This window comes from Enterobacter cloacae subsp. cloacae ATCC 13047, from assembly GCF_000025565.1.
Taxonomy (GTDB): Bacteria; Pseudomonadota; Gammaproteobacteria; order Enterobacterales; family Enterobacteriaceae; genus Enterobacter; species Enterobacter cloacae.
Window position 1 is genome coordinate 3,467,523 of sequence record NC_014121.1, and the last position, 21,737, is coordinate 3,489,259.

At 56.6% G+C, this 21,737-nt stretch carries 17 protein-coding genes; 13 read left to right on the forward strand and 4 right to left on the reverse strand.

What is annotated here, in order from left to right; all coding sequences use genetic code 11:
* Nucleotides 1-20 precede the first annotated feature (20 nt).
* A complete protein-coding gene (locus ECL_RS16815; protein WP_013097897.1) occupies nt 21-695 on the reverse strand; it encodes an EcpB family pilus assembly chaperone in 675 nt (224 codons plus the stop codon).
* Between the two features lie 52 nt (nt 696-747).
* Nucleotides 748-1,332: a common pilus major fimbrillin subunit EcpA gene (gene ecpA, locus ECL_RS16820; RefSeq protein WP_013097898.1), complete on the reverse strand. Its 585-nt coding sequence runs from the start codon at nt 1,330-1,332 to the stop codon at nt 748-750.
* Between the two features lie 790 nt (nt 1,333-2,122).
* Here ecpA and ECL_RS16825 point away from each other — a divergent pair.
* From ECL_RS16825 to yegS, 10 genes are all read left to right on the forward strand, one after another.
* Complete coding sequence (locus ECL_RS16825; protein ID WP_013097899.1) at nt 2,123-3,325, forward strand: MdtA/MuxA family multidrug efflux RND transporter periplasmic adaptor subunit; 1,203 nt, start codon at nt 2,123-2,125, stop codon at nt 3,323-3,325.
* Nucleotides 3,325-6,447 carry an MdtB/MuxB family multidrug efflux RND transporter permease subunit gene (locus ECL_RS16830; RefSeq protein ID WP_013097900.1) on the forward strand — a complete coding sequence of 1,041 codons (3,123 nt, stop codon included), beginning with the start codon at nt 3,325-3,327 and terminating at the stop codon, nt 6,445-6,447. Before ECL_RS16825 ends, ECL_RS16830 begins: the two co-directional genes overlap by 1 nt.
* Nucleotides 6,448-9,525 carry a multidrug efflux RND transporter permease subunit MdtC gene (mdtC, locus tag ECL_RS16835; protein WP_013097901.1) on the forward strand — a complete coding sequence of 1,026 codons (3,078 nt, stop codon included), beginning with the start codon at nt 6,448-6,450 and terminating at the stop codon, nt 9,523-9,525.
* Nucleotides 9,526-10,941, forward strand: coding sequence for an MFS transporter (gene mdtD / locus ECL_RS16840; RefSeq protein WP_044158099.1), 1,416 nt, complete (start codon nt 9,526-9,528; stop codon nt 10,939-10,941).
* A complete protein-coding gene (gene baeS, locus ECL_RS16845) occupies nt 10,938-12,341 on the forward strand; it encodes an envelope stress sensor histidine kinase BaeS (protein WP_013097903.1) in 1,404 nt (467 codons plus the stop codon). Before mdtD ends, baeS begins: the two co-directional genes overlap by 4 nt.
* A complete protein-coding gene (gene baeR, locus ECL_RS16850) occupies nt 12,338-13,060 on the forward strand; it encodes an envelope stress response regulator BaeR (protein WP_013097904.1) in 723 nt (240 codons plus the stop codon). The genes baeS and baeR overlap by 4 nt, the downstream gene beginning before the upstream one ends.
* 163 nt (nt 13,061-13,223) lie before the next feature.
* Nucleotides 13,224-14,585: a prephenate-dependent tRNA uridine(34) hydroxylase TrhP gene (gene trhP, locus ECL_RS16855; protein WP_013097905.1), complete on the forward strand. Its 1,362-nt coding sequence runs from the start codon at nt 13,224-13,226 to the stop codon at nt 14,583-14,585.
* Between the two features lie 347 nt (nt 14,586-14,932).
* Nucleotides 14,933-15,175 carry a hypothetical protein gene (locus ECL_RS16860; protein ID WP_013097906.1) on the forward strand — a complete coding sequence of 81 codons (243 nt, stop codon included), beginning with the start codon at nt 14,933-14,935 and terminating at the stop codon, nt 15,173-15,175.
* Nucleotides 15,168-15,383: a membrane protein insertion efficiency factor YidD gene (gene yidD / locus ECL_RS28030; RefSeq protein WP_072072166.1), complete on the forward strand. Its 216-nt coding sequence runs from the start codon at nt 15,168-15,170 to the stop codon at nt 15,381-15,383. Before ECL_RS16860 ends, yidD begins: the two co-directional genes overlap by 8 nt.
* Before the next feature lie 124 nt (nt 15,384-15,507).
* Nucleotides 15,508-16,407, forward strand: coding sequence for a lipid kinase YegS (gene yegS, locus ECL_RS16870; RefSeq protein WP_013097907.1), 900 nt, complete (start codon nt 15,508-15,510; stop codon nt 16,405-16,407).
* 46 nt (nt 16,408-16,453) lie between these two features.
* On the opposite strand, the gene fbaB is transcribed toward yegS, so the two are convergent.
* Entirely contained in the window at nt 16,454-17,506 is a 1,053-nt protein-coding gene (fbaB, locus tag ECL_RS16875; RefSeq protein ID WP_008500869.1) for a class I fructose-bisphosphate aldolase, read from the reverse strand.
* A 252-nt stretch (nt 17,507-17,758) separates the two neighbouring features.
* Here fbaB and ECL_RS16880 point away from each other — a divergent pair, with 252 nt between their 5' ends.
* From ECL_RS16880 to ECL_RS16890, 3 genes are read left to right on the forward strand one after another with little or no spacing between them, the layout of a single operon-like run.
* Nucleotides 17,759-19,036, forward strand: coding sequence for a nucleoside permease (locus ECL_RS16880; protein ID WP_013097908.1), 1,278 nt, complete (start codon nt 17,759-17,761; stop codon nt 19,034-19,036).
* Nucleotides 19,033-20,037: an ADP-ribosylglycohydrolase family protein gene (locus ECL_RS16885; protein ID WP_013097909.1), complete on the forward strand. Its 1,005-nt coding sequence runs from the start codon at nt 19,033-19,035 to the stop codon at nt 20,035-20,037. Before ECL_RS16880 ends, ECL_RS16885 begins: the two co-directional genes overlap by 4 nt.
* A complete protein-coding gene (locus ECL_RS16890) occupies nt 20,034-20,987 on the forward strand; it encodes a PfkB family carbohydrate kinase (protein WP_013097910.1) in 954 nt (317 codons plus the stop codon). The genes ECL_RS16885 and ECL_RS16890 overlap by 4 nt, the downstream gene beginning before the upstream one ends.
* Here ECL_RS16890 and ECL_RS16895 read toward each other — a convergent pair.
* Entirely contained in the window at nt 20,961-21,707 is a 747-nt protein-coding gene (locus ECL_RS16895) for a GntR family transcriptional regulator (RefSeq protein WP_013097911.1), read from the reverse strand. The genes ECL_RS16890 and ECL_RS16895 overlap by 27 nt on opposite strands.
* Nucleotides 21,708-21,737: the final 30 nt, after the last annotated feature.

Sequence of the window (21,737 nt, forward strand, 5' to 3'; positions counted from 1 at the left end):
ACCGGTAATGGCGTCGTGCATTACTTCACTGTAATAAATTGCTTGCCATGCCAAATGCCAATACGAGTGCGGCTGTTTGATACATCGCTTTTTTGAAGCCTTATTTTGGTTCCAGGCATAACGTAATAGCGTTCCCGGCATCCCCGCCCCTGGTCCTGAGCGGGATCCTTACACACGCCATAGGCAATCACGCGGAAAGAGACATTACCTGTGTTGATGATCAAATCGTCCTGACGACTGTAGTTGAAGCGCTCATTACGCGGAGCTACAACTAAAATAGTCCCAATTTCCGCTGAAGCCGTTGCCGTCGCGGCTTTGCCCGCTTTCGTTGCTGCGCTTTCGCTCACAGGTTCATCGATCCATTGCAGGCGATAATAGCGTTCTTTATCATCCTCTGGCCCTTTATAGAAAAAGCGGAAAACATCTTTCGCGTCGCCTGGAAGAATAAGGCTGGCGGGTGTAGACAGTAATTCGCCTGGATTAATGCTTATTTCGGTGCCATCAGGCAACGGTGATGAGAGTCGTTTCACCGTAACGCTGACATAGCGTGCGGAATTCGTCGTGTTGATAATTTCTTTCGATAATGAACTCTGCTCGGAAGTCATTATCGACGTGATATCACCCACATTAATTGCCCAACTGGAAAAAGACGTAGCGATCCCCGCCAATATGGCAAAGGGTAAATATTTATTCATCAGTACATTCCTAAGAAATTCGGGAGAAAAATCTCCCGAATTTTTTCATTCATTACGCAGGCGTGGTCCAGGTCGCGTTGAACTGTACTTTCACATCGCCTGTCCAGTAGCCATCAGGCAAAGCAGAATAGTCAGTGACAGCTGTTGAACCATCAGACGTCGCAGAGGCGATAGAGAACTTAAAGCTGGACTGATCGCTCACGCGTTCAGCACCGTTATAAGCACCGTCAGCCATCAGACTTTCCAGACCAGAAGTTGATGAGGCATTAACCAGAACGGTTTCAGCAGAACTGGAAAGTGCATTACCGTTCCAGGCAACACCGACATCCAGAGTAGATGCATCGCCGCTTGCATTGGTTAGGGTATTGCTAATGACCTGTGCAGTCAGTTCAAAGTCGGTTGCACTTTCCTGACCCTGGATCGTAATGTCAAAAGCACCATCCTGAGTATTAAAAGCATTCAGACCTTCCGCATACTGGAATGTCAGGGAGTTCAGCGGAGTAACAACCAGCATGCTAGTTGTATCTTTTGTTGCTGTAGCATCCCATGACGCAGTGGCAGATGCAGTAACATCAGCCATTGCATTTGCTGCTGCGAAAACAGAAACCAGAGAGGCCACCAGTAATAATTTTTTCATTTTCTTCTCCTAAGAACAAACGCGCAACCTGGCACTTTTCATAATAAGTAACCGGGAAGCTCCATTTAATTGCGAGCGAGAATTGCCGCGCCGAAAAATTATGTTCCGAGATATTGTTAACAGCAACAGCATGAAATTATCAAATCCTCAACATTATTAGGAATTTTCTTGTCTGGAAGATAAGCAAATGCCTACAGATTAGAACTTAAAACCATAAAAATTCACAATTAAGTTTTTAAATCTAAAAAATAATAAAATTAAAGAATTTGCATCCATTCTTGCTTTTTGATGCAAATCAAAATTAAAAAAAGATTCAAAGGATTAAAAAACATTTCAAATCAATAAACTATGAAAACCCTCAGAAAAGAAAAAACTTGTTAAAAAAATGCTACAAAAACAACCCATTTTAGTAAAAAATGAAATATTCCTAACGCAAATAAATAAATCAAGGAAAATTCTTATACGCAACCTAAAAGTAATAACGCACGAGAAATTCATTATTTTCGTGGTTATTTATAAAAATAAGAATATTCCGCGAATAATATAAAAATCCTGGTATTCGAATGATACGGTTTATTTCGCGCATTTATCACAACGTGTTGCTGTTCTTCGCCGCTTTCACTCAAAGCGATGAGATAGCATCTTATGTCCGTGCACACGGTGTCACATTGCCCTCTCCGCCATTCAGACAATTCCCGACAGTCTTCCATATTTCCTCCATTTTTCTGCCGACTGACCTGACTAAACTAGTATCATTCCCCGAAGTGTTTCAGGATGAGAACGTATAACGATGAAAGGCAGTCATAAATCCCGCTGGGCAATCGCCGCTGGCATCATTGTGGTGGTCCTTGCCGCCGCCTGGTACTGGCACACTCAATCCGCCGAGCCTTCTACTCCGGCAGGCGCCAGCAGTCAGTCAAAACGCCCTGCGGGCGGGGGACGTCACGGTATGCGCGGCGGCGCGCTGGCACCGGTTCAGGCGGCCACTGCGGTGAATAAAGCCGTGCCTCGCTATCTCACAGGCCTCGGGACCATTACCGCCGCCAACACCGTCACGGTACGCAGCCGCGTCGACGGTCAGCTCATGGCGATCCACTTCCAGGAAGGTCAGCAGGTGAAAGCTGGCGATTTACTGGCCGAGATCGACCCAAGCCAGTTCAAAGTCGCCCTTGCCCAGGCTCAGGGACAGCTTGCCAAAGACAAAGCCACGCTCGCTAACGCCCGGCGCGATCTGGCGCGCTATCAGCAGCTGGTGAAAACCAATCTGGTCTCTCGTCAGGAGCTGGACACGCAGCAATCGCTGGTCAGCGAAACGCAGGGCACCATCAAAGCTGACGAGGCCGCGGTGGCCAGCGCACAGCTGCAGCTCGACTGGAGCCGCATCACCGCGCCAATTGACGGACGCGTTGGCCTCAAGCAGGTCGATATCGGCAACCAGATCTCAAGCGGTGATACCACGGGCATCGTGGTCATAACCCAGACCCACCCGATTGATTTAGTCTTCACCCTGCCGGAAAGCGAAATTGCGACGGTGGTGCAGGCGCAGAAAGCCGGAAAGGGGCTGGTGGTGGAAGCCTGGGACCGTACCAACAAGCAGAAATTGAGCGAAGGTTCTTTGCTTAGCCTGGATAACCAGATCGACACCACCACCGGCACCATCAAGCTGAAAGCGCGCTTTAACAACCAGGACGACGCCCTCTTCCCGAATCAGTTTGTAAATGCACGCATGCTGGTGGCGACGGAAGAAAACGCGGTGGTGATCCCCACCGCCGCGCTGCAGATGGGCAACGAAGGCAACTTCGTCTGGGTGCTGAACAGCGACAATAAAGTCAGCAAGCACCTGGTGAAAACCGGGATTCAGGACAGCCAGACGGTTGTGATCAGCGCCGGACTCTCTGCGGGCGACCGCGTGGTGACGGACGGTATCGATCGTCTGACCGAAGGCGCCAAAGTCGAAGTGGTTGAACCCGCGAAACAGGGAGCGAACTCCTGATGCAGGTCATGCCGCCAGGCGCAACAGGTGGGCCATCACGCCTGTTTATTCTGCGCCCTGTTGCCACCACGCTGCTGATGGTGGCGATTCTGCTCGCCGGGATTATTGGCTATCGCTTCCTGCCCGTCTCGGCGCTGCCGGAAGTGGATTACCCCACCATTCAGGTCGTTACCCTCTATCCTGGCGCCAGCCCGGATGTGGTGACCTCCGCCATTACCGCACCGCTGGAACGCCAGTTTGGTCAGATGTCGGGCCTGAAACAGATGTCATCGCAAAGCTCCGGTGGGGCATCGGTGGTAACGCTGCAGTTCCAGCTCTCGCTGTCGCTGGACGTGGCCGAGCAGGAGGTGCAGGCTGCGATCAACGCTGCCACCAACCTGCTGCCGTCAGACCTGCCTAACCCGCCGGTCTACAGCAAAGTAAACCCGGCGGATCCGCCGATCATGACCCTTGCTGTCACCTCTTCCGCCATGCCAATGACGCAGGTGGAAGACATGGTCGAAACCCGCGTGGCGCAGAAAATTTCCCAGGTCTCCGGCGTCGGGCTGGTAACGCTGGCGGGCGGACAACGCCCGGCGGTGCGCGTGAAGCTTAATGCGCAGGCCATCGCTGCGCTGGGGCTGACCAGCGAAACCATCCGCACCGCCATCAGCAACGCCAACGTCAACTCGGCGAAAGGCTCGCTGGACGGCCCCACCCGCGCCGTGACGCTCTCGGCCAACGATCAGATGCAGTCTGCCGATGAGTACCGTCAGCTGATTATTGCCTACCAGAACGGTGCGCCGGTACGTCTGGGTGACGTCGCCACCGTTGAGCAAGGCGCGGAAAACAGCTGGCTGGGTGCGTGGGCCAACAAACAGCAGGCGATTGTGATGAACGTGCAGCGCCAGCCGGGCGCTAACATCATTGAAACCGCCGACAGCATTCGCACCATGCTCCCGCAGCTTATTGAAAGCCTGCCAAAATCGGTCACGGTGAAGGTGCTTTCCGACCGCACCACCAACATTCGCGCGTCGGTTACCGATACCCAGTTTGAGCTGATGCTGGCGATTGCGCTGGTGGTGATGATCATCTATCTGTTCCTGCGCAACGTACCGGCAACCATCATTCCCGCCGTTGCCGTGCCGCTCTCGCTGGTGGGAACATTTGCCGTGATGGTGTTCCTCGATTTTTCGATCAACAACCTGACGCTGATGGCGCTCACCATCGCCACCGGCTTCGTGGTGGATGACGCCATCGTCGTGATCGAGAACATCTCGCGCTATATCGAGAAAGGCGAAAAACCGCTGGCCGCTGCGCTGAAAGGTGCAGGTGAGATCGGATTTACCATTATCTCGCTGACCTTCTCGCTGATTGCGGTGCTGATCCCGCTGCTGTTTATGGGCGATATCGTCGGGCGGCTGTTCCGCGAGTTTGCCGTCACGCTGGCGGTCGCCATTCTGATCTCTGCCGTGGTGTCGCTGACCCTGACGCCAATGATGTGCGCCCGTATGCTGAGCCATGAATCCCTGCGCAAGCAAAACCGCTTCTCTCGCGCCTCTGAGCGGATGTTCGAACAGATCATTGCCGCTTACGGCCGGGTGCTGGCAAAAGTGCTTAACCACCCGTGGGCGACGCTCGGCGTGGCGCTCGGCACGCTGGCGCTCAGCGTCATTTTGTGGATCGTTATCCCGAAAGGCTTCTTCCCGATTCAGGACAACGGCATTATTCAGGGCACGCTTCAGGCGCCCCAGTCGGTCTCCTTCGCCAGTATGGCGCAGCGTCAGCAGCAGGTCTCTGACATCATCATGAAAGATCCGGCGGTGGAAAGCCTGACCGCGTACGTGGGCGTCGATGGCACCAACCCGTCGCTGAACAGTGCGCGTCTGCAGATCAACCTCAAGCCGCTGGACGACCGCGACGATCGGGTCAACGCCGTCATTGAGCGGCTGCAAACTGCCGTGGCGCGCGTGCCGGGCATTGAACTTTACCTGCAGCCAATTCAGGATTTGACCATCGATACCCAGGTCAGCCGCACGCAGTACCAGTTCACGCTTCAGGCCACCAGCCTTGATGCGCTGAGCACGTGGGTACCGCAACTGGTCAACAAACTCAAGGCGCTGCCGCAGCTTTCTGACGTCAGCAGCGACTGGCAGGACAAAGGGCTGGCGGCATATGTGAACGTCAATCGCGATACTGCCAGCCGGCTGGGCATCACCATGTCCGACGTGGACAACGCGCTTTATAACGCCTTTGGTCAGCGCCTCATCTCCACCATTTATACCCAGGCGAATCAGTATCGCGTGGTGCTGGAACACAACACCGATAACACGCCCGGCCTGGCCGCGCTGGACTCGGTGCGCCTGACCAGCAAAGACGGTGGTATTGTGCCGTTAAGCGCCATAGCCAGCGTGGAGGAGCGTTATACGCCGCTGTCGATTAACCATCTCGATCAGTTCCCGTCCACCACCATCTCGTTCAACGTACCGGACAACTATTCGCTGGGTGAAGCGGTCGAGGCCATTCTGGGCGCGGAGAAAGAACTCAACTTCCCGTCTGATATTCAGACCCAGTTCCAGGGCAGCACCCTGGCGTTCCAGGCTGCGCTGGGCAATACCATCTGGCTGATCGTGGCTGCGGTGGTGGCGATGTACATCGTCCTTGGGGTGCTGTACGAAAGCTTTATCCACCCAATCACCATCCTCTCCACCCTGCCGACCGCCGGGGTAGGTGCGCTACTGGCCCTGATGCTGGCGGGCAGCGAACTGGACGTCATCGCCATTATCGGCATCATCCTGCTTATCGGGATCGTGAAGAAAAACGCCATCATGATGATCGACTTCGCCCTTGCCGCCGAGCGCGAGCAGGGCATGTCGCCGCGAGACGCCATCTTCCAGGCCTGTCTGTTGCGTTTTCGTCCGATCCTGATGACCACGCTCGCCGCCCTGCTGGGCGCACTGCCGCTGATGCTCAGTACCGGCGTCGGTGCTGAGCTGCGCCGTCCGCTGGGTATCGGCATGGTCGGTGGTCTGCTGGTGAGCCAGGTGCTGACGCTGTTCACCACGCCGGTGATTTACCTGCTGTTTGACCAACTGGCCCTGTGGACCAAAAGCCGCTTCCCGAAACGTGAAGAGGAGGCGTAAGTGAAGTTTTTCGCCCTCTTCATTTACCGCCCGGTGGCGACGATTTTAATCTCGCTCGCCATTACGCTGTGCGGCGTGCTGGGCTTCCGCCTGCTGCCGGTAGCCCCCCTGCCGCAGGTGGATTTTCCGGTGATCATGGTCAGCGCATCGCTGCCGGGCGCGTCGCCGGAGACCATGGCCTCGTCGGTTGCCACACCACTGGAACGCTCGCTCGGGCGAATTGCGGGGGTCAACGAGATGACCTCCAGCAGCTCGCTCGGCAGCACGCGCATCATTCTGGAGTTCAGCTTCGACCGGGATATTAACGGTGCGGCGCGCGACGTGCAGGCGGCGATCAACGCCGCGCAAAGCCTGCTGCCGAGCGGAATGCCAAGCCGCCCGACCTACCGTAAAGCCAACCCGTCCGACGCGCCGATCATGATCCTGACGCTGACCTCGGATACCTATTCCCAGGGGCAGCTCTACGACTTTGCGTCGACCCAGCTGGCGCAGACGATCTCACAAATAAACGGCGTGGGTGACGTGAGCGTTGGCGGTAGCTCCCTGCCCGCCGTGCGCGTCGGCCTGAACCCGCAGGCGCTGTTTAACCAGGGCGTGTCGCTGGATGATGTGCGCTCCGCCATCAGCAGCGCCAACGTGCGCAGGCCGCAGGGGGCGATAGAGAGCAACAGCCACCGCTGGCAGATCCAGACCAACGACGAGCTCAAAACCGCCGCCGAATATCAGCCGCTCATCATCCACTACAATAACGGCGCGGCGGTACGTTTAAGCGACGTAGCCAGCGTCACCGACTCGGTGCAGGACGTGCGCAACGCCGGGATGACCAACGCCAAACCGGCCATCTTGCTGATGATCCGCAAGCTGCCGGAAGCCAATATTATTGAAACGGTAAACAGCATTCGCGCGCGTCTGCCGGAGTTACAGAAGACCATTCCGGCCGCTATTGATCTGCAGATTGCCCAGGATCGTTCGCCGACCATTCGCGCCTCGCTTGAAGAGGTGGAACAGACGCTGGTGATCTCCGTCGGGCTGGTGATCCTGGTGGTGTTCCTGTTTCTGCGCTCGGGCCGCGCAACGCTTATTCCCGCCGTTGCGGTACCGGTGTCGCTGATTGGTACCTTCGCCGCCATGTACCTGTGCGGCTTTAGCCTGAACAACCTGTCGCTGATGGCGCTGACCATCGCCACCGGCTTTGTGGTGGATGACGCCATCGTGGTGCTGGAGAATATTTCCCGCCATCTGGAAGCCGGGGTAAAACCGCTGCAGGCCGCCCTGCAGGGCACGCGCGAAGTGGGCTTTACGGTGCTCTCCATGAGCCTGTCGCTGGTGGCGGTCTTCCTGCCGCTGCTGTTGATGGGCGGGCTGCCGGGGCGACTGCTGCGCGAATTTGCCGTCACCCTTTCGGTGGCTATCGGCATCTCGCTGATTATCTCGCTAACGCTCACGCCAATGATGTGCGGCTGGATGCTAAAGCGCAGCAAACCGCACTCGCAGCCGCGTCGTAAAGGGTTTGGCCGTTTCCTGTTGGCAATGCAGGAAGGGTACGGAAAATCGCTGAAGTGGGTGCTCAACCATACGCGGCTGGTTGGTCTGGTGCTTGTCGGCACCATCGCGCTCAACGTCTGGCTGTATATCTCCATCCCGAAAACCTTCTTCCCGGAGCAGGACACCGGCGTGCTGATGGGCGGCATCCAGGCTGACCAGAGTATTTCCTTCCAGGCGATGCGCGGCAAGCTGCAGGATTTTATGAAGATCATCCGCGAAGACAAGGCGGTGGATAACGTCACCGGCTTTACCGGCGGGTCACGCGTTAACAGCGGGATGATGTTTATCACCCTTAAGCCGCGCGGCGAGCGCAATGAAACGGCGCAGCAGGTGATAGACCGGCTGCGAATGAAGCTCGCCAAAGAGCCAGGCGCCAACCTGTTTTTGATGGCCGTTCAGGATATCCGCGTGGGCGGACGTCAGGCGAACGCCAGCTACCAGTACACCCTGCTCTCTGACGATCTGGCCGCGCTGCGCGAGTGGGAGCCCAAAATCCGTAAAGCGCTGGCCGCCCTGCCGCAGCTGGCGGACGTGAACTCCGATCAGCAGGACAACGGGGCAGAGATGGCGTTGACCTACGATCGTGAAACCATGTCGCGGCTGGGCATTAACGTTGAAGCCGCCAACAGTCTGCTGAACAACGCTTTTGGCCAGCGCGAGATTTCCACCATCTATCAGCCAATGAACCAGTACAAGGTGGTGATGGAAGTGGACCCGCGCTATACCCAGGACATCAGCGCGCTGGATAAAATGTTTGTCATTAACAACGACGGTAAAGCGATCCCGCTCTCTTATTTCGCCAGCTGGCGACCCGCTAACGCGCCGCTCTCTGTGAACCATCAGGGGTTGTCGGCAGCGTCCACAATCTCCTTTAACCTGCCCACCGGCTCGTCGCTTTCCGAGGCCAGCGAGGCCATCGACCGTGCCATGACCCAGCTCGGCGTGCCCTCGACCGTGCGCGGCAGTTTTGCCGGGACCGCGCAGGTCTTCCAGGAGACGATGAATTCGCAGGTGATTTTGATTCTGGCGGCCATTGCCACGGTCTATATCGTGCTTGGCGTGCTGTATGAGAGCTATGTTCATCCGCTGACCATTCTCTCGACGCTACCATCGGCAGGCGTGGGGGCGTTGCTGGCGCTGGAGCTGTTTGGCGCGCCCTTTAGCCTCATCGCCTTAATCGGGATCATGCTGTTAATTGGTATTGTGAAGAAAAACGCCATCATGATGGTGGACTTTGCGCTGGAGGCTCAGCGTAACGGCAACCTGACGCCAGAAGAGGCGATTTTCCAGGCCTGCCTGCTGCGTTTTCGTCCGATCATGATGACCACGCTGGCGGCGCTGTTTGGCGCGCTGCCGCTGGTGATCTCCGGTGGCGATGGTTCAGAGCTGCGCCAGCCGCTGGGGATCACTATTGTCGGTGGGCTGGTGATGAGTCAGCTCCTGACGCTCTACACCACGCCGGTGGTCTATCTGTTCTTTGACCGCCTGCGGCTGCGTTTTTCACGTAAAAACAGAACCACGGTGACCGGGTAAATGACTGATCTTCCCAGTAACGTTCGCTGGCAATTATGGATAGTGGCCTTCGGCTTTTTTATGCAGTCGCTGGATACTACCATCGTCAACACCGCCCTCCCCTCAATGGCAAAAAGCCTGGGGGAGAGCCCGCTGCACATGCATATGGTGATTGTCTCCTATGTGCTGACCGTTGCCGTGATGCTCCCTGCCAGCGGCTGGCTGGCGGACAAAGTGGGGGTGCGCAATATCTTCTTCACCGCTATCGTGCTGTTTACCGCGGGGTCGCTGTGTTGCGCGATGGCGAATACGCTGGATCAGCTGGTGATGGCACGCGTTCTGCAGGGCGTCGGTGGGGCTATGATGGTGCCAGTCGGGCGACTGACGGTGATGAAAATCGTCCCGCGCGAGCAGTATATGGCGGCAATGACTTTTGTGACCTTACCAGGCCAGGTGGGTCCGTTGCTTGGTCCGGCGCTGGGCGGGATACTCGTGGAATATGCCTCCTGGCACTGGATTTTCCTCATCAACCTGCCGGTGGGCATTATTGGCGCTATCGCCACCCTGGCATTGATGCCCAACTACACCCTGCAGACGCGGCGCTTTGATGTAATCGGTTTTCTGTTGCTCGCCACCGGTATGGCGACGCTGACCCTCGCTCTCGACGGGCAAAAAGGGCTGGGAATCTCCTCACTGACACTCGCCATTCTGATCGTTATCGGGATGAGCGCCATTCTGTGGTATCTGTGGCATGCCAGAGGAAACGACCGGGCGCTGTTCAGCCTGACGCTGTTTAAAAACCCTACTTACCGGCTTGGCCTGTTCGGAAGTTTTGCGGGGCGCGTGGGCAGCGGCATGCTGCCGTTTATGACACCCGTGTTCCTGCAAATCGGTATGGGCTTTTCACCGTTTCACGCGGGGCTGATGATGATCCCGATGGTGCTGGGCAGCATGGGAATGAAGCGCATTGTGGTGCAGGTGGTTAACCGCTTTGGTTATCGCCACGTGCTGGTGACTGCCACGCTGGGGCTGGCACTGGTCAGCCTGCTGTTTATGGCTGTAGCGCTGATGGGCTGGTACTACGCCCTGCCGCTGGTGCTGTTCTGCCAGGGCATTATTAACTCCATGCGCTTCTCGTCGATGAACACCCTGACGCTGAAGGATCTGCCGGACGAACTGGCAAGCAGCGGCAACAGTCTGCTGTCGATGATCATGCAGCTCTCCATGAGCGTGGGGGTCACCATTGCCGGTTTACTGCTCGGCATGTACGGTCAGCACCATCTCAGCGTCGACACGCCGGTGGCGCATCAGGTCTTTTTATACACGTATCTCAGCATGGCGGTTATCATCGCCCTGCCCGCTTTCATCTTCGCCCGTGTGCCGGATGATACCCGTAAGAACGTCGTTATCCGGCGCAGTAAAAGGAGTGGATCATGAAATTCTGGCGTCCGGGCATTACCGGTAAGCTCTTTCTGGCAATTTTTGCCACCTGTATTGTCCTGCTGATCACCATGCACTGGGCCGTACGGCTCAGCTTTGAGCGCGGTTTTATCGATTACATTAAGCATGGTAATGAGCAGCGCCTGCAGGGTTTGAGCGATGCACTGAGCGAGCAGTATGCCCAGCACGGGAACTGGCGTTTTTTACGCAACAATGACCGTTTTATCTTCCAGATCCTGCGCTCGCTGGAGCACGATAGCGGCGATGACCGCCCCGGCCCGGGCATGCCACCCCATGGCTGGCGCACCCAGTTCTGGGTGATCGACCAGGATATGCGCACGCTGGTTGGCCCTCGTGCGCCCATCCCCCCGGACGGCACCCGGCGGGCAATCAAAGTGAATAACGCTACCGTCGGCTGGGTTATCGCCTCGCCAGTGGAACGCCTGACGCGCAACACCGATATCAACTTCGATCGTCAGCAGCGCCGGGCCAGTTGGCTGATCGTCATCCTCTCCACGCTGCTGGCCGCGCTTGCCACCTTCCCGCTGGCGCGGGGCCTGCTCGCCCCGGTGAAAAGGCTGGTGGAAGGCACGCATAAACTGGCCGCCGGGGATTTTTCCACCCGCGTGGACACGCGCAGCCAGGATGAGCTGGGCAAGCTGGCGCAGGATTTTAACCAGCTCGCCAGTACGCTGGAGAAAAACCAGCAGATGCGGCGCGATTTTATGGCCGATATTTCACACGAGCTGCGCACCCCGCTGGCAGTGCTGCGCGGCGAACTGGAGGCCATTCAGGACGGCGTGCGCAAGTTCACGCCCGAATCCGTGGCTTCGCTGCAGGCGGAAGTGGGTACGCTGACCAAACTGGTAGACGATCTGCACCAGCTCTCTATGTCAGACGAAGGGGCGCTGGCCTACCAGAAAGCACCGGTGGACGTAATCAACATTCTGGAGGTCATCAGCGGGGCTTTCCGCGAACGTTTTGCCAGCCGCAACCTGACCATTGACCTCTCCCTGCCGGACAGCGCGGTGGTGTTTGGCGATAAAGATCGTCTGATGCAGCTCTTCAACAACCTGCTGGAAAACAGCCTGCGATACACCGACAGCGGTGGCGGACTACACATCTCCGGCAAACAGGAAAACGGCCGCTTCGCCCTCACCTTTGCCGACTCCGCTCCCGGCGTGCAGGATGCGCAGCTGGAAAAACTGTTTGAACGTTTTTATCGCACCGAAGGCTCCCGCAACCGTGCCAGCGGCGGCTCCGGGCTGGGACTGGCGATTTGCGTTAATATCGTCGAGGCGCACAATGGCACCCTGCGTGCCGCCCATTCGCCTTTTGGCGGGGTTAGCATTACAGTAGAGTTACCGCTGGAACGGGATTTATCGAGAGAAGCATGACCGAATTACCGATTGACGAAAACACGCCACGCATTTTGATTGTGGAAGACGAGCCTAAGCTTGGGCAGTTACTGATCGACTATTTACGTGCGGCCAGCTACGCCCCGTCGCTTATCAGCCATGGCGATCAGGTGTTACCGTACGTGCGCCAGACGCCGCCGGATCTGATCCTGCTGGATTTGATGCTCCCCGGCACGGACGGCCTGACCCTGTGCCGGGAAATTCGTCGCTTCTCCGACGTGCCGATCGTCATGGTGACGGCAAAAATCGAAGAGATCGACCGCCTGCTGGGACTCGAAATTGGCGCGGACGATTACATCTGCAAACCCTACAGCCCGCGTGAAGTGGTCGCCCGCGTGAAAACCATTCTGCGTCGCTGTAAGCCGCAGCGCGAGCTTCAGGTGCTGGACGCCGAAAGCCCGCTGATTGTTGATGAGAGCCGCTTCCAGGCCAGCTGGCGCAGCAAGCTTCTCGATCTCACGCCTGCTGAGTTCCGCCTGCTGAAAACCCTTTCCCACGAGCCGGGGAAAGTGTTCTCTCGCGAGCAGCTGCTCAACCACCTGTATGACGATTACCGCGTGGTGACGGACCGCACCATCGACAGCCACATCAAAAACCTGCGCCGTAAGCTGGAGGCGCTCGACGCCGAACAGTCATTTATTCGCGCGGTGTATGGCGTGGGATACCGCTGGGAAGCGGATGCGTGCAGGATTGCATAGCTAAACGCCCCCTCACCCTAACCCTCTCCCCAAAGGGGTGAGGGGCAAAGCTTTACCTCCCTGCCCCGCAGCGCTACAATGCCCGCCCTTAAAGTGGGGGATCTCCCCTTACCGCTGCACCTGGTGCACGCGGATCTGACCTGTCATCAGAACGAGAATAAACATGTTTAAACCGGAACTCCTTTCCCCGGCGGGAACGCTGCAAAATATGCGTTACGCTTTCGCCTATGGTGCCGACGCCGTCTACGCGGGCCAGCCGCGCTACTCGCTGCGCGTGCGCAACAACGAATTCAACCACGAGAATCTGCAGCTCGGCATCAACGAAGCGCATGCCCTGGGCAAAAAATTCTACGTGGTGGTCAACATCGCGCCGCACAACGCCAAGCTGAAGACGTTCATCCGTGACCTGAAGCCGGTGGTGGATATGGGGCCGGACGCGCTGATCATGTCGGATCCGGGTTTAATCATGCTGGTTCGGGAGAACTTCCCGGAGATGGATATTCACCTCTCCGTGCAGGCTAACGCCGTGAACTGGGCGACGGTCAAATTCTGGAAACAGATGGGGCTGACCCGCGTCATTCTGTCGCGTGAACTTTCCCTCGACGAAATTGAAGAGATCCGCACCCAGGTGCCGGATATGGAAATCGAAATTTTCGTTCACGGTGCGCTGTGCATGGCCTACTCCGGGCGTTGCCTGCTCTCCGGTTACATCAACAAGCGCGACCCGAACCAGGGCACCTGCACCAACGCCTGCCGCTGGGAATATAATGTCCAGGAAGGCAAAGAGGACGATATCGGTAATATCGTCCACAAGCATGAGCCAATCCCGGTTACGAACGTTGAGCCTACGCTGGGCATCGGCGCACCAACCGACAGCGTGTTTATGATTGAAGAGGCCAAACGTCCGGGCGAGTACATGACCGCCTTTGAAGACGAGCATGGCACGTACATCATGAACTCAAAAGATCTGCGCGCCGTCGCCCACGTTGAACGCCTGACCCAGATGGGCGTGCACTCCCTGAAAATTGAGGGCCGCACCAAATCCTATTACTACTGCGCGCGTACCGCACAGGTGTACCGCAAAGCGATTGACGACGCGGCAGCCGGTAAACCGTTCGACACCAGCCTGCTGGAAACTCTGGAAGGTCTGGCGCACCGCGGCTATACCGAAGGTTTCCTGCGTCGTCATACCCATGACGACTACCAGAATTACGAGCATGGCTACTCCGTGTCCGAGCGTCAGCAGTTTGTCGGCGATTTTACCGGCGAGCGCAAAGGTGCGCTGGCCGCCGTGGCGGTGAAAAACAAGTTCACCAAAGGCGACAGCCTGGAGCTGATGACCCCGCAGGGCAACATGAACTTCACGCTGGAACACCTGGAGAACGGCAAAGGCGAAGCGATTGAGGTTGCGCCGGGCAATGGTCATACCGTCTGGCTGCCGGTACCGGAAGAGGTGGAGCTGGAGTTTGCCCTGCTGATGCGCAATTTCGACGGTGAAAGCACCCGAAATCCGCATAGTAAATAGTCAACCAGGGAAATTTTTTCGCGCCGGGAAAATTCTTAGAATCGGATCACATACCGCTTCGTTCAATACGGGTATTATCCCCAGCGCTGAAAAACATAACCCATAAATGCTAGCTGTACCAGGAACCACCTCCTTAGCCCGCGTAATCTCCCTTACGTGGGCTTATTTTTTTAATGCTCTGTTTTTCGCCATTCTGCTGCACTTGCATGGAACATCTCCTGAGGAAATAAAATTACACTTTTGATGCCTGTAGGCGATCGCATCACCTTGTTTCTGCAACAATCCATTTGAATCAAAAGAAGTCAGGCCTTACCATCAATAACCACTCAAACAGCAAGGGATTCTATATGTACACCTATAAGATGGTTCAGATTCCACCAAACATTTCTATCAAGGCAAAGGATAATAAAGATGGCATTGCAGCAGCGTATTTAGAGCAAGAAGTGAATTCCTGGGCTGCCGAAGGGTGGGAATTCCAGCGCGTTGATACAATCGGTATAGAAGAGCGGCCAGGGTGCTTTGGCGGAAATAAATCAACATTGACCCACTATTATGTCATTACTTTCAGAAAAGAAGTGACAGATGCTTAGATGGCTTAGCATACATTTCATACTCTTATACCGTAACCATGCCCCAATGAGTATCCGTAATCGCTGCCGCCATACTCCTTCCTGCTCAAAGTACACGCTGATTAGCCTGAAGCGGTTCGGTTTTCTGAAAGGGTGGAGATTGGGATTACAACGCATTTATCGCTGTCGTCCTCCTCATGGAGGTTTCGATTACCCTCCTCATAAATGAGTCTAAATTGGAAAGGCCTCCAGATAAAATTGGCGGCCTTATTTTTCCCTTTCATCCTGTTCTTACCCGCTTTTTTCCGCACTGCTATACACTCTTACTAACGCTAAAAAAGGGAGCAGCGAGGATGGCAACCTATCCAGACAGTTTATTGATTCTAAATGGTAAAAGTGCAGGCAACGATCTGCTGCGTCAGGTAATCACTGATTTGCGGGAAGATGGGGCGCGGATCCATGTACGGGTCACGTGGGAAAAAGGCGACGCGGCACGGTATATCCATGAAGGCCTGACGCTGGGCGTCGAGACTATTATCTCCGGCGGCGGCGACGGCACCATCAATGAGATCGCCTCTGCGCTTGTCGACCTGCCCAGCGAAGACCGTCCGGTGATGGGCATTTTACCGCTCGGTACCGCCAATGATTTTGCCACCAGCGCTGGCATTCCGGAGGAGTTGAGTAAAGCCCTGCAACTGGCGATCCTCGGCAAAGCTACCGCCGTGGACATTGCGCAGGTGAATGACAAAACCTGCTTTATCAACATGGCGACGGGCGGGTTCGGCACGCGGATCACCAGCGAAACACCGGAAAAACTCAAAGCGGCGCTGGGCGGTGTCTCTTATCTGATCCACGGCCTGATGCGCATGGACACCCTCAAGCCTGACCGCTGCGAAATTCGCGGCGAGGATTTCCAGTGGCAGGGAGACGCGCTGGTGATTGGCATTGGCAACGGTCGTCAGGCAGGCGGCGGGCAGCAGCTTTGCCCGGAGGCGCTGATTAATGACGGTCAGCTTCAGCTGCGTATTTTCACCGGCGACGGCCTGCTGCCCGCGCTATTTACCACGCTGACGCAGCCCGAAGAGAGCCCAAACATTATTGCCGGAAAATCCGCGTGGTTCGAAGTGAATGCCCCGCACGGGATGACGTTTAATCTGGATGGGGAACCGTTGAGCGGGGAGCATTTCCGCATAGAGGTATTGCCCGGCGCGCTGCAGTGCCGGTTGCCGCCGGATTGTGTGCTTCTGCGCTAATCCCCTCACCCCAGCCCTCTCCCAAAGGGAGAGGGAGAGTGAGGCGTCAGGCGATCGTCACTTTACTGTCCAGATAAACATCCTGAACTGCATTGATCAGCTTCACGCCGTCAGCCATCGATTTCTTAAACGCTTTACGGCCAAGTATCAGCCCCATACCGCCTGCGCGTTTGTTGATAACCGCCGTGCGTACCGCGTCAGACAGGTCAGTATCTCCACCCGCCGCACCGCCGGAGTTAATCAGCCCGGCGCGTCCCATGTAGCAGTTCGCCAGCTGGTAGCGCACCAGGTCGATCGGGTTATCGCTGGTCAGTTTGCTGTAGACACGGTCATCGGTATAACCGAAGTTCACCGCCTTATAGCCGCCGTTATTTTCGGCCATTTTCTGCTTCACGATGTCAGCGCCAATGGTTGCGGCCAGGTGGTTCGCCTGACCGGTCAGGTCAGCTGAGACGTGGTAATCCACCCCGTCTTTTTTAAATGCGGAGTTACGCAGATACGCCCACAGCACGGTCACCATCCCGAGTTCATGGGCGCGTTCAAAGGCAGCGGAAATCTCTTCAATCTGACGACGGGACTGCTCAGAGCCGAAGTAGATCGTTGCCCCAACCGCTACTGCGCCCATATTGAACGCCTGCTCCACGCTGGCGTAGAGGGTCTGGTCATATTCGGTTGGGTAGCTGAGCGTCTCGTTGTGGTTCAGTTTGACGAGGAAAGGAATGCGGTGGGCATAACGCCGTGAAACAGACGCCAGCACGCCATAGGTAGAGGCCACACAGTTACAGCCTGCTTCAATCGCCAGCTCAACAATGTTCTTCGGATCAAAGTAGAGCGGATTGGCTGCAAAGGAGGCGCCTGCCGAGTGCTCAACGCCCTGGTCAACCGGCAGAATCGAGAGATACCCGGTACCGCCCAGCCGCCCGGTATTATAGAGCGTCTGCATATTTCTCAGCACGGCCGGTGGACGGTTGTTATCCACCATCACGCGGTCAACGTAGTCGTGGCCGGGCAGATAAAGCTGGTCGGCTGGAATAGTCATACAACGATGCTGTAAAAGGCTGTCGGCGTCTTTGCCAAGCAACTGCGCAATATCAGTCATAGCGATGCTCCCGTAATTCCGACGTCATGTCGGTGAGTGTTTATCCAGACCCACATTTTTATGGGCAGACTAAGCCTGGTACCGACTTAACAGATTTTCCAGCATTTGCATTTTTTTTCAGCACAATCTGCTGGCTCGATTCGTGTACAACAAAACTGTTACATTGATCAAACAATCACCACAAAGGTATTTTAAAGGTATTATTGAATGGTATGTTAAAGGCGTACTCTCACTGACATGCAGGATTAAACAATGAAAACGAAAGTCCAACTGTCATTCATGATGTTTGTTGAATGGTTTATCTGGGGAGCGTGGTTTGTGCCGCTGTGGCTATGGCTGAGCAAAAGCGGCTTTACCGCCGGGGAGATTGGCTGGTCCTACGCCTGTACGGCCATTGCGGCGATCCTGTCGCCTATTCTCGTCGGCTCGCTGACCGACCGCTTCTTTGCCGCCCAGAAAGTGCTGGCGGTTCTGATGTTTGCCGGTGCCATTCTGATGTACTTCGCCGCACAGCAAACCCAGTTCAGCACCTTCTTCCCGCTGCTGCTGGCCTACTCTCTTACCTATATGCCCACCATTGCGCTGACCAACAGTATTGCCTTCGCCAACGTCGATGACGTGGAAGCCGATTTCCCGCGTATTCGCGTGATGGGCACTATCGGCTGGATCGCCTCCGGTCTGGCATGCGGGTTCCTGCCGCAGATGCTGGGCTATAGCGATATCTCTGATACCAATATTCCGCTGCTGATGACCGCAGCCAGCTCCGCCCTGCTGGGCGTGTTTGCCCTGTTCCTGCCGAATACGCCGCCGAAAAGTACCGGCAAGCTGGATTTCAAAGTGATGCTCGGTCTGGACGCACTGATCCTGCTGCGCGACAAAAACTTCCTGGTGTTCTTCTTCTGCTCTTTCCTGTTCGCGATGCCGCTGGCCTTCTATTACATCTTCGCCAACGGCTATCTCACCGAAGTGGGGATGAAAAACGCCACCGGCTGGATGACGCTCGGCCAGTTCTCTGAAATCTTCTTTATGCTGGCGCTGCCGTTCTTCACTAAACGCTTTGGTATTAAGAAGGTCTTACTGCTGGGCCTGCTCACGGCCGCCATCCGCTACGGTTTCTTTGTTTACGGTGGCGCGGAACAATACTTCACCTATGCGTTGCTGTTCCTCGGCATTCTGCTGCACGGGGTGAGCTACGACTTCTACTATGTAACCGCATATATCTACGTGGATAAAAAAGCGCCGGCGCATATGCGTACGGCTGCGCAAGGCCTGATTACGCTGTGCTGTCAGGGATTTGGTAGCCTGCTGGGTTACCGCCTGGGCGGCGTGATGATGGAAAAAATGTTCGCTTACAAAGAGCCGGTGAATGGGCTGACCTTCAACTGGGCCGGAATGTGGACATTCGGTGCGATCATGATTGCCGTGATCGCCGTGCTGTTTATGCTGTTTTTCCGCGAATCGGACAAAGAGATCACCGCAATTGAGGTGGTTGATGGCGATGCTGCGCTGACACAAGGGGAAGTTAAATGAAACAAGAACGTATTCTCGGTGCTCTTTACGGGCAGGCGTTAGGGGATGCGATGGGTATGCCCTCCGAGCTGTGGCCAAGAAAGCGCGTCAAAGCGCACTTCGGCTGGATCGACCGCTTCTTACCCGGCCCGGCAGAGAATAACGCGGCCTGCTATTTTAAGCGCGCGGAGTTCACCGATGATACTTCAATGGCGCTGTGCCTGGCCGATGCGATTATCGAATGCGACGGGGAGATTGACGCGGATGTCATCGGCAAACACATCCTGAACTGGGCGCTGGATTTCGATGCCTTTAATAAAAACGTGCTGGGTCCCACCTCAAAAATCGCGCTTAACGCCATCCGCGACGGCAAACCCGTCAGTGAACTGGACAACAACGGTGTGACCAACGGGGCGGCGATGCGGGCTTCCCCGCTGGGCTGCCTGCTACCGGCGACGCGGCTGGAACATTTTGTCGGGCAGGTCGCGCTGGCCTCCAGCCCGACGCATAAATCGGACCTCGCCATCGCCGGGGCCGTGGTGATTGCCTGGGCGGTTTCGCGCGCCATCGACGGCGAGCGCTGGCAGAACATCGTCGATGCCCTGCCCGGCATTGCCCGCTACGCACAGGAGGCGAATACCACCACCTTCAGCGCCTCGCTGGCGGCTCGTATTGAACTGGCGCTTAAGACCGTGCGGGAAGCACACGGCATCGACTCCGCCAGCGAGCAGGTTTATCAGCTTATTGGTGCGGGCACCAACACCATTGAGTCCGTTCCGGCGGCGATTGCGATGGTGGAGCTGGCCGGCACGGACCCTAACCGCTGCGCGATTTTGTGCGCCAACCTCGGTGGTGATACAGACACCATCGGGGCGATGGCAACGGCCATCTGCGGGGCACTGCACGGCGTGCAGGCAATTGACCCGGCGCTGAAGGATGAACTCGATACCGAAAACCGGCTCGATTTTGACTACTATTGCGAAAAACTGCTGCACTACCGGGAGCAAAGGGAGGGCGTATGAGTACGTTAGCCCAGCGTCTTGAAACATTACAGGCCACACGCCCGGTCACGGTGCTGGGCGCGGCGGTCATCGACGTGATCGCCGACGCGTACGCCCTGCCCTGGCGCGGATGCGATATCGAGCTGAAACAACAAGGGGTGAATATCGGCGGCTGTGCGCTGAATATTGCCATCGCCCTGAAGCGGCTCGGCATTGCGGCGCAAAACGCCCTGCCCGTCGGCCACGGCGTATGGGCGGAGATCATCCGTAACGCCATGGCAAGACAGGAGCTGCACAGCGCCGTGGAGGCCGAAGCGGGCGATAACGGCTGGTGTCTGGCGCTGGTAGAGCCTGACGGCGAACGCACCTTTATGTCGTTTAGCGGCGTGGAGAACCAGTGGCAGCCGCACTGGCTGGATGGGCTGAACGTCCCGCCGGGTAGCCTGGTGTATCTGTCCGGCTATCAGCTGGCATCGCCATCGGGCGAACTGCTCACACGCTGGCTGGAGTCGCTGGAAAACGTCACCGCGTTTATCGATTTTGGCCCCCGCATTGCCGATATTCCCGACGCACTCATGGCGCGGATCATGGCCCTGAAACCCATCGTGTCGCTCAATCGTCAGGAGGCGCAGATTGCCGCTGAGCGCGCTGGCATGGACGTTGATACTTTAGGCGTGCAGTGGCAGCACCGTTATGGCGCCGCGCTGATTATTCGTCACGACAAAGATGGCGCAGCCTGGTATGAAGGCGACGCATCGGGTTATGTTCCAGCGTTTCCCGCCACCGTCGTCGATACCATTGGCGCAGGCGACAGCCATGCGGGCGGTACGCTTGCCGGTCTGGCGGCAGGATGGCGTCTGGCGGATGCCGTGACGCTGGGAAATGCCGTGGCGGCCTGGGTGGTCAGCCACCGCGGCGGGGATTGCGCGCCGACGCGCGAGGCATTACTCCTCGCACACAAAGACGTATAGGTCGCTGCGACAGTAGCTGATGCTGTACTCAATCGGCCGGTGCTGCTGGTCAAGCGCAACCTGCTTGATCACCAGTACCGGTATTTTGTCATCCATACTGATATGCGCCTGAAACTCGCTGTCCGGCATCCGGGCGCTGACCCGGGAGCGGGTGCGTTGCGGAAAGATATTCTGGCTACGGAAGTAGTCGTACAGCGAGATGCCAATTGCATCCGGGTCATGAATTAACTCAACCGGAACCCAGGACTCCTCAATCGACACCGCGTCATCGTCAACGTAACGAATGCGCTTAAGCAAGAATACCTCGCTGTCCGGGGGTACCGACAGCTGGCTGGCCACCTCTTCCGGACACTTCACCACCCGTTTATTCACCCATAGCGTGTTAGGTTTTTTACCGCGCAGCACCACCTGCTGGGAAAACCCGCGCGCTTCCTTAAGCGAATATTCAAAGATGTTGTTGATCTGTGTCCCGTACCCCCGGGCGCGCGTTACCACGCCCTCTTCTTCCAGCGCCTGCATCGCTTTGCGCACGGTAATGCGCGACACCCCGGTTAACTGGCTCAGATCGCGCTCGCCGGGCAGAATATTCCCGTGCTCCAGCACTCCGCTGCGTACCGCGTTTTTTACCGTTTCGGCAAATTTCAGATACAGCGGCATGTTGTCGGGCGCGGCGATCCGTTCATTCAGTTGAGCGATTAACCGGGTATGCGCTTGTTCCATCTCTGTTTTCTCAGGCGTGGTGTTTCCTGC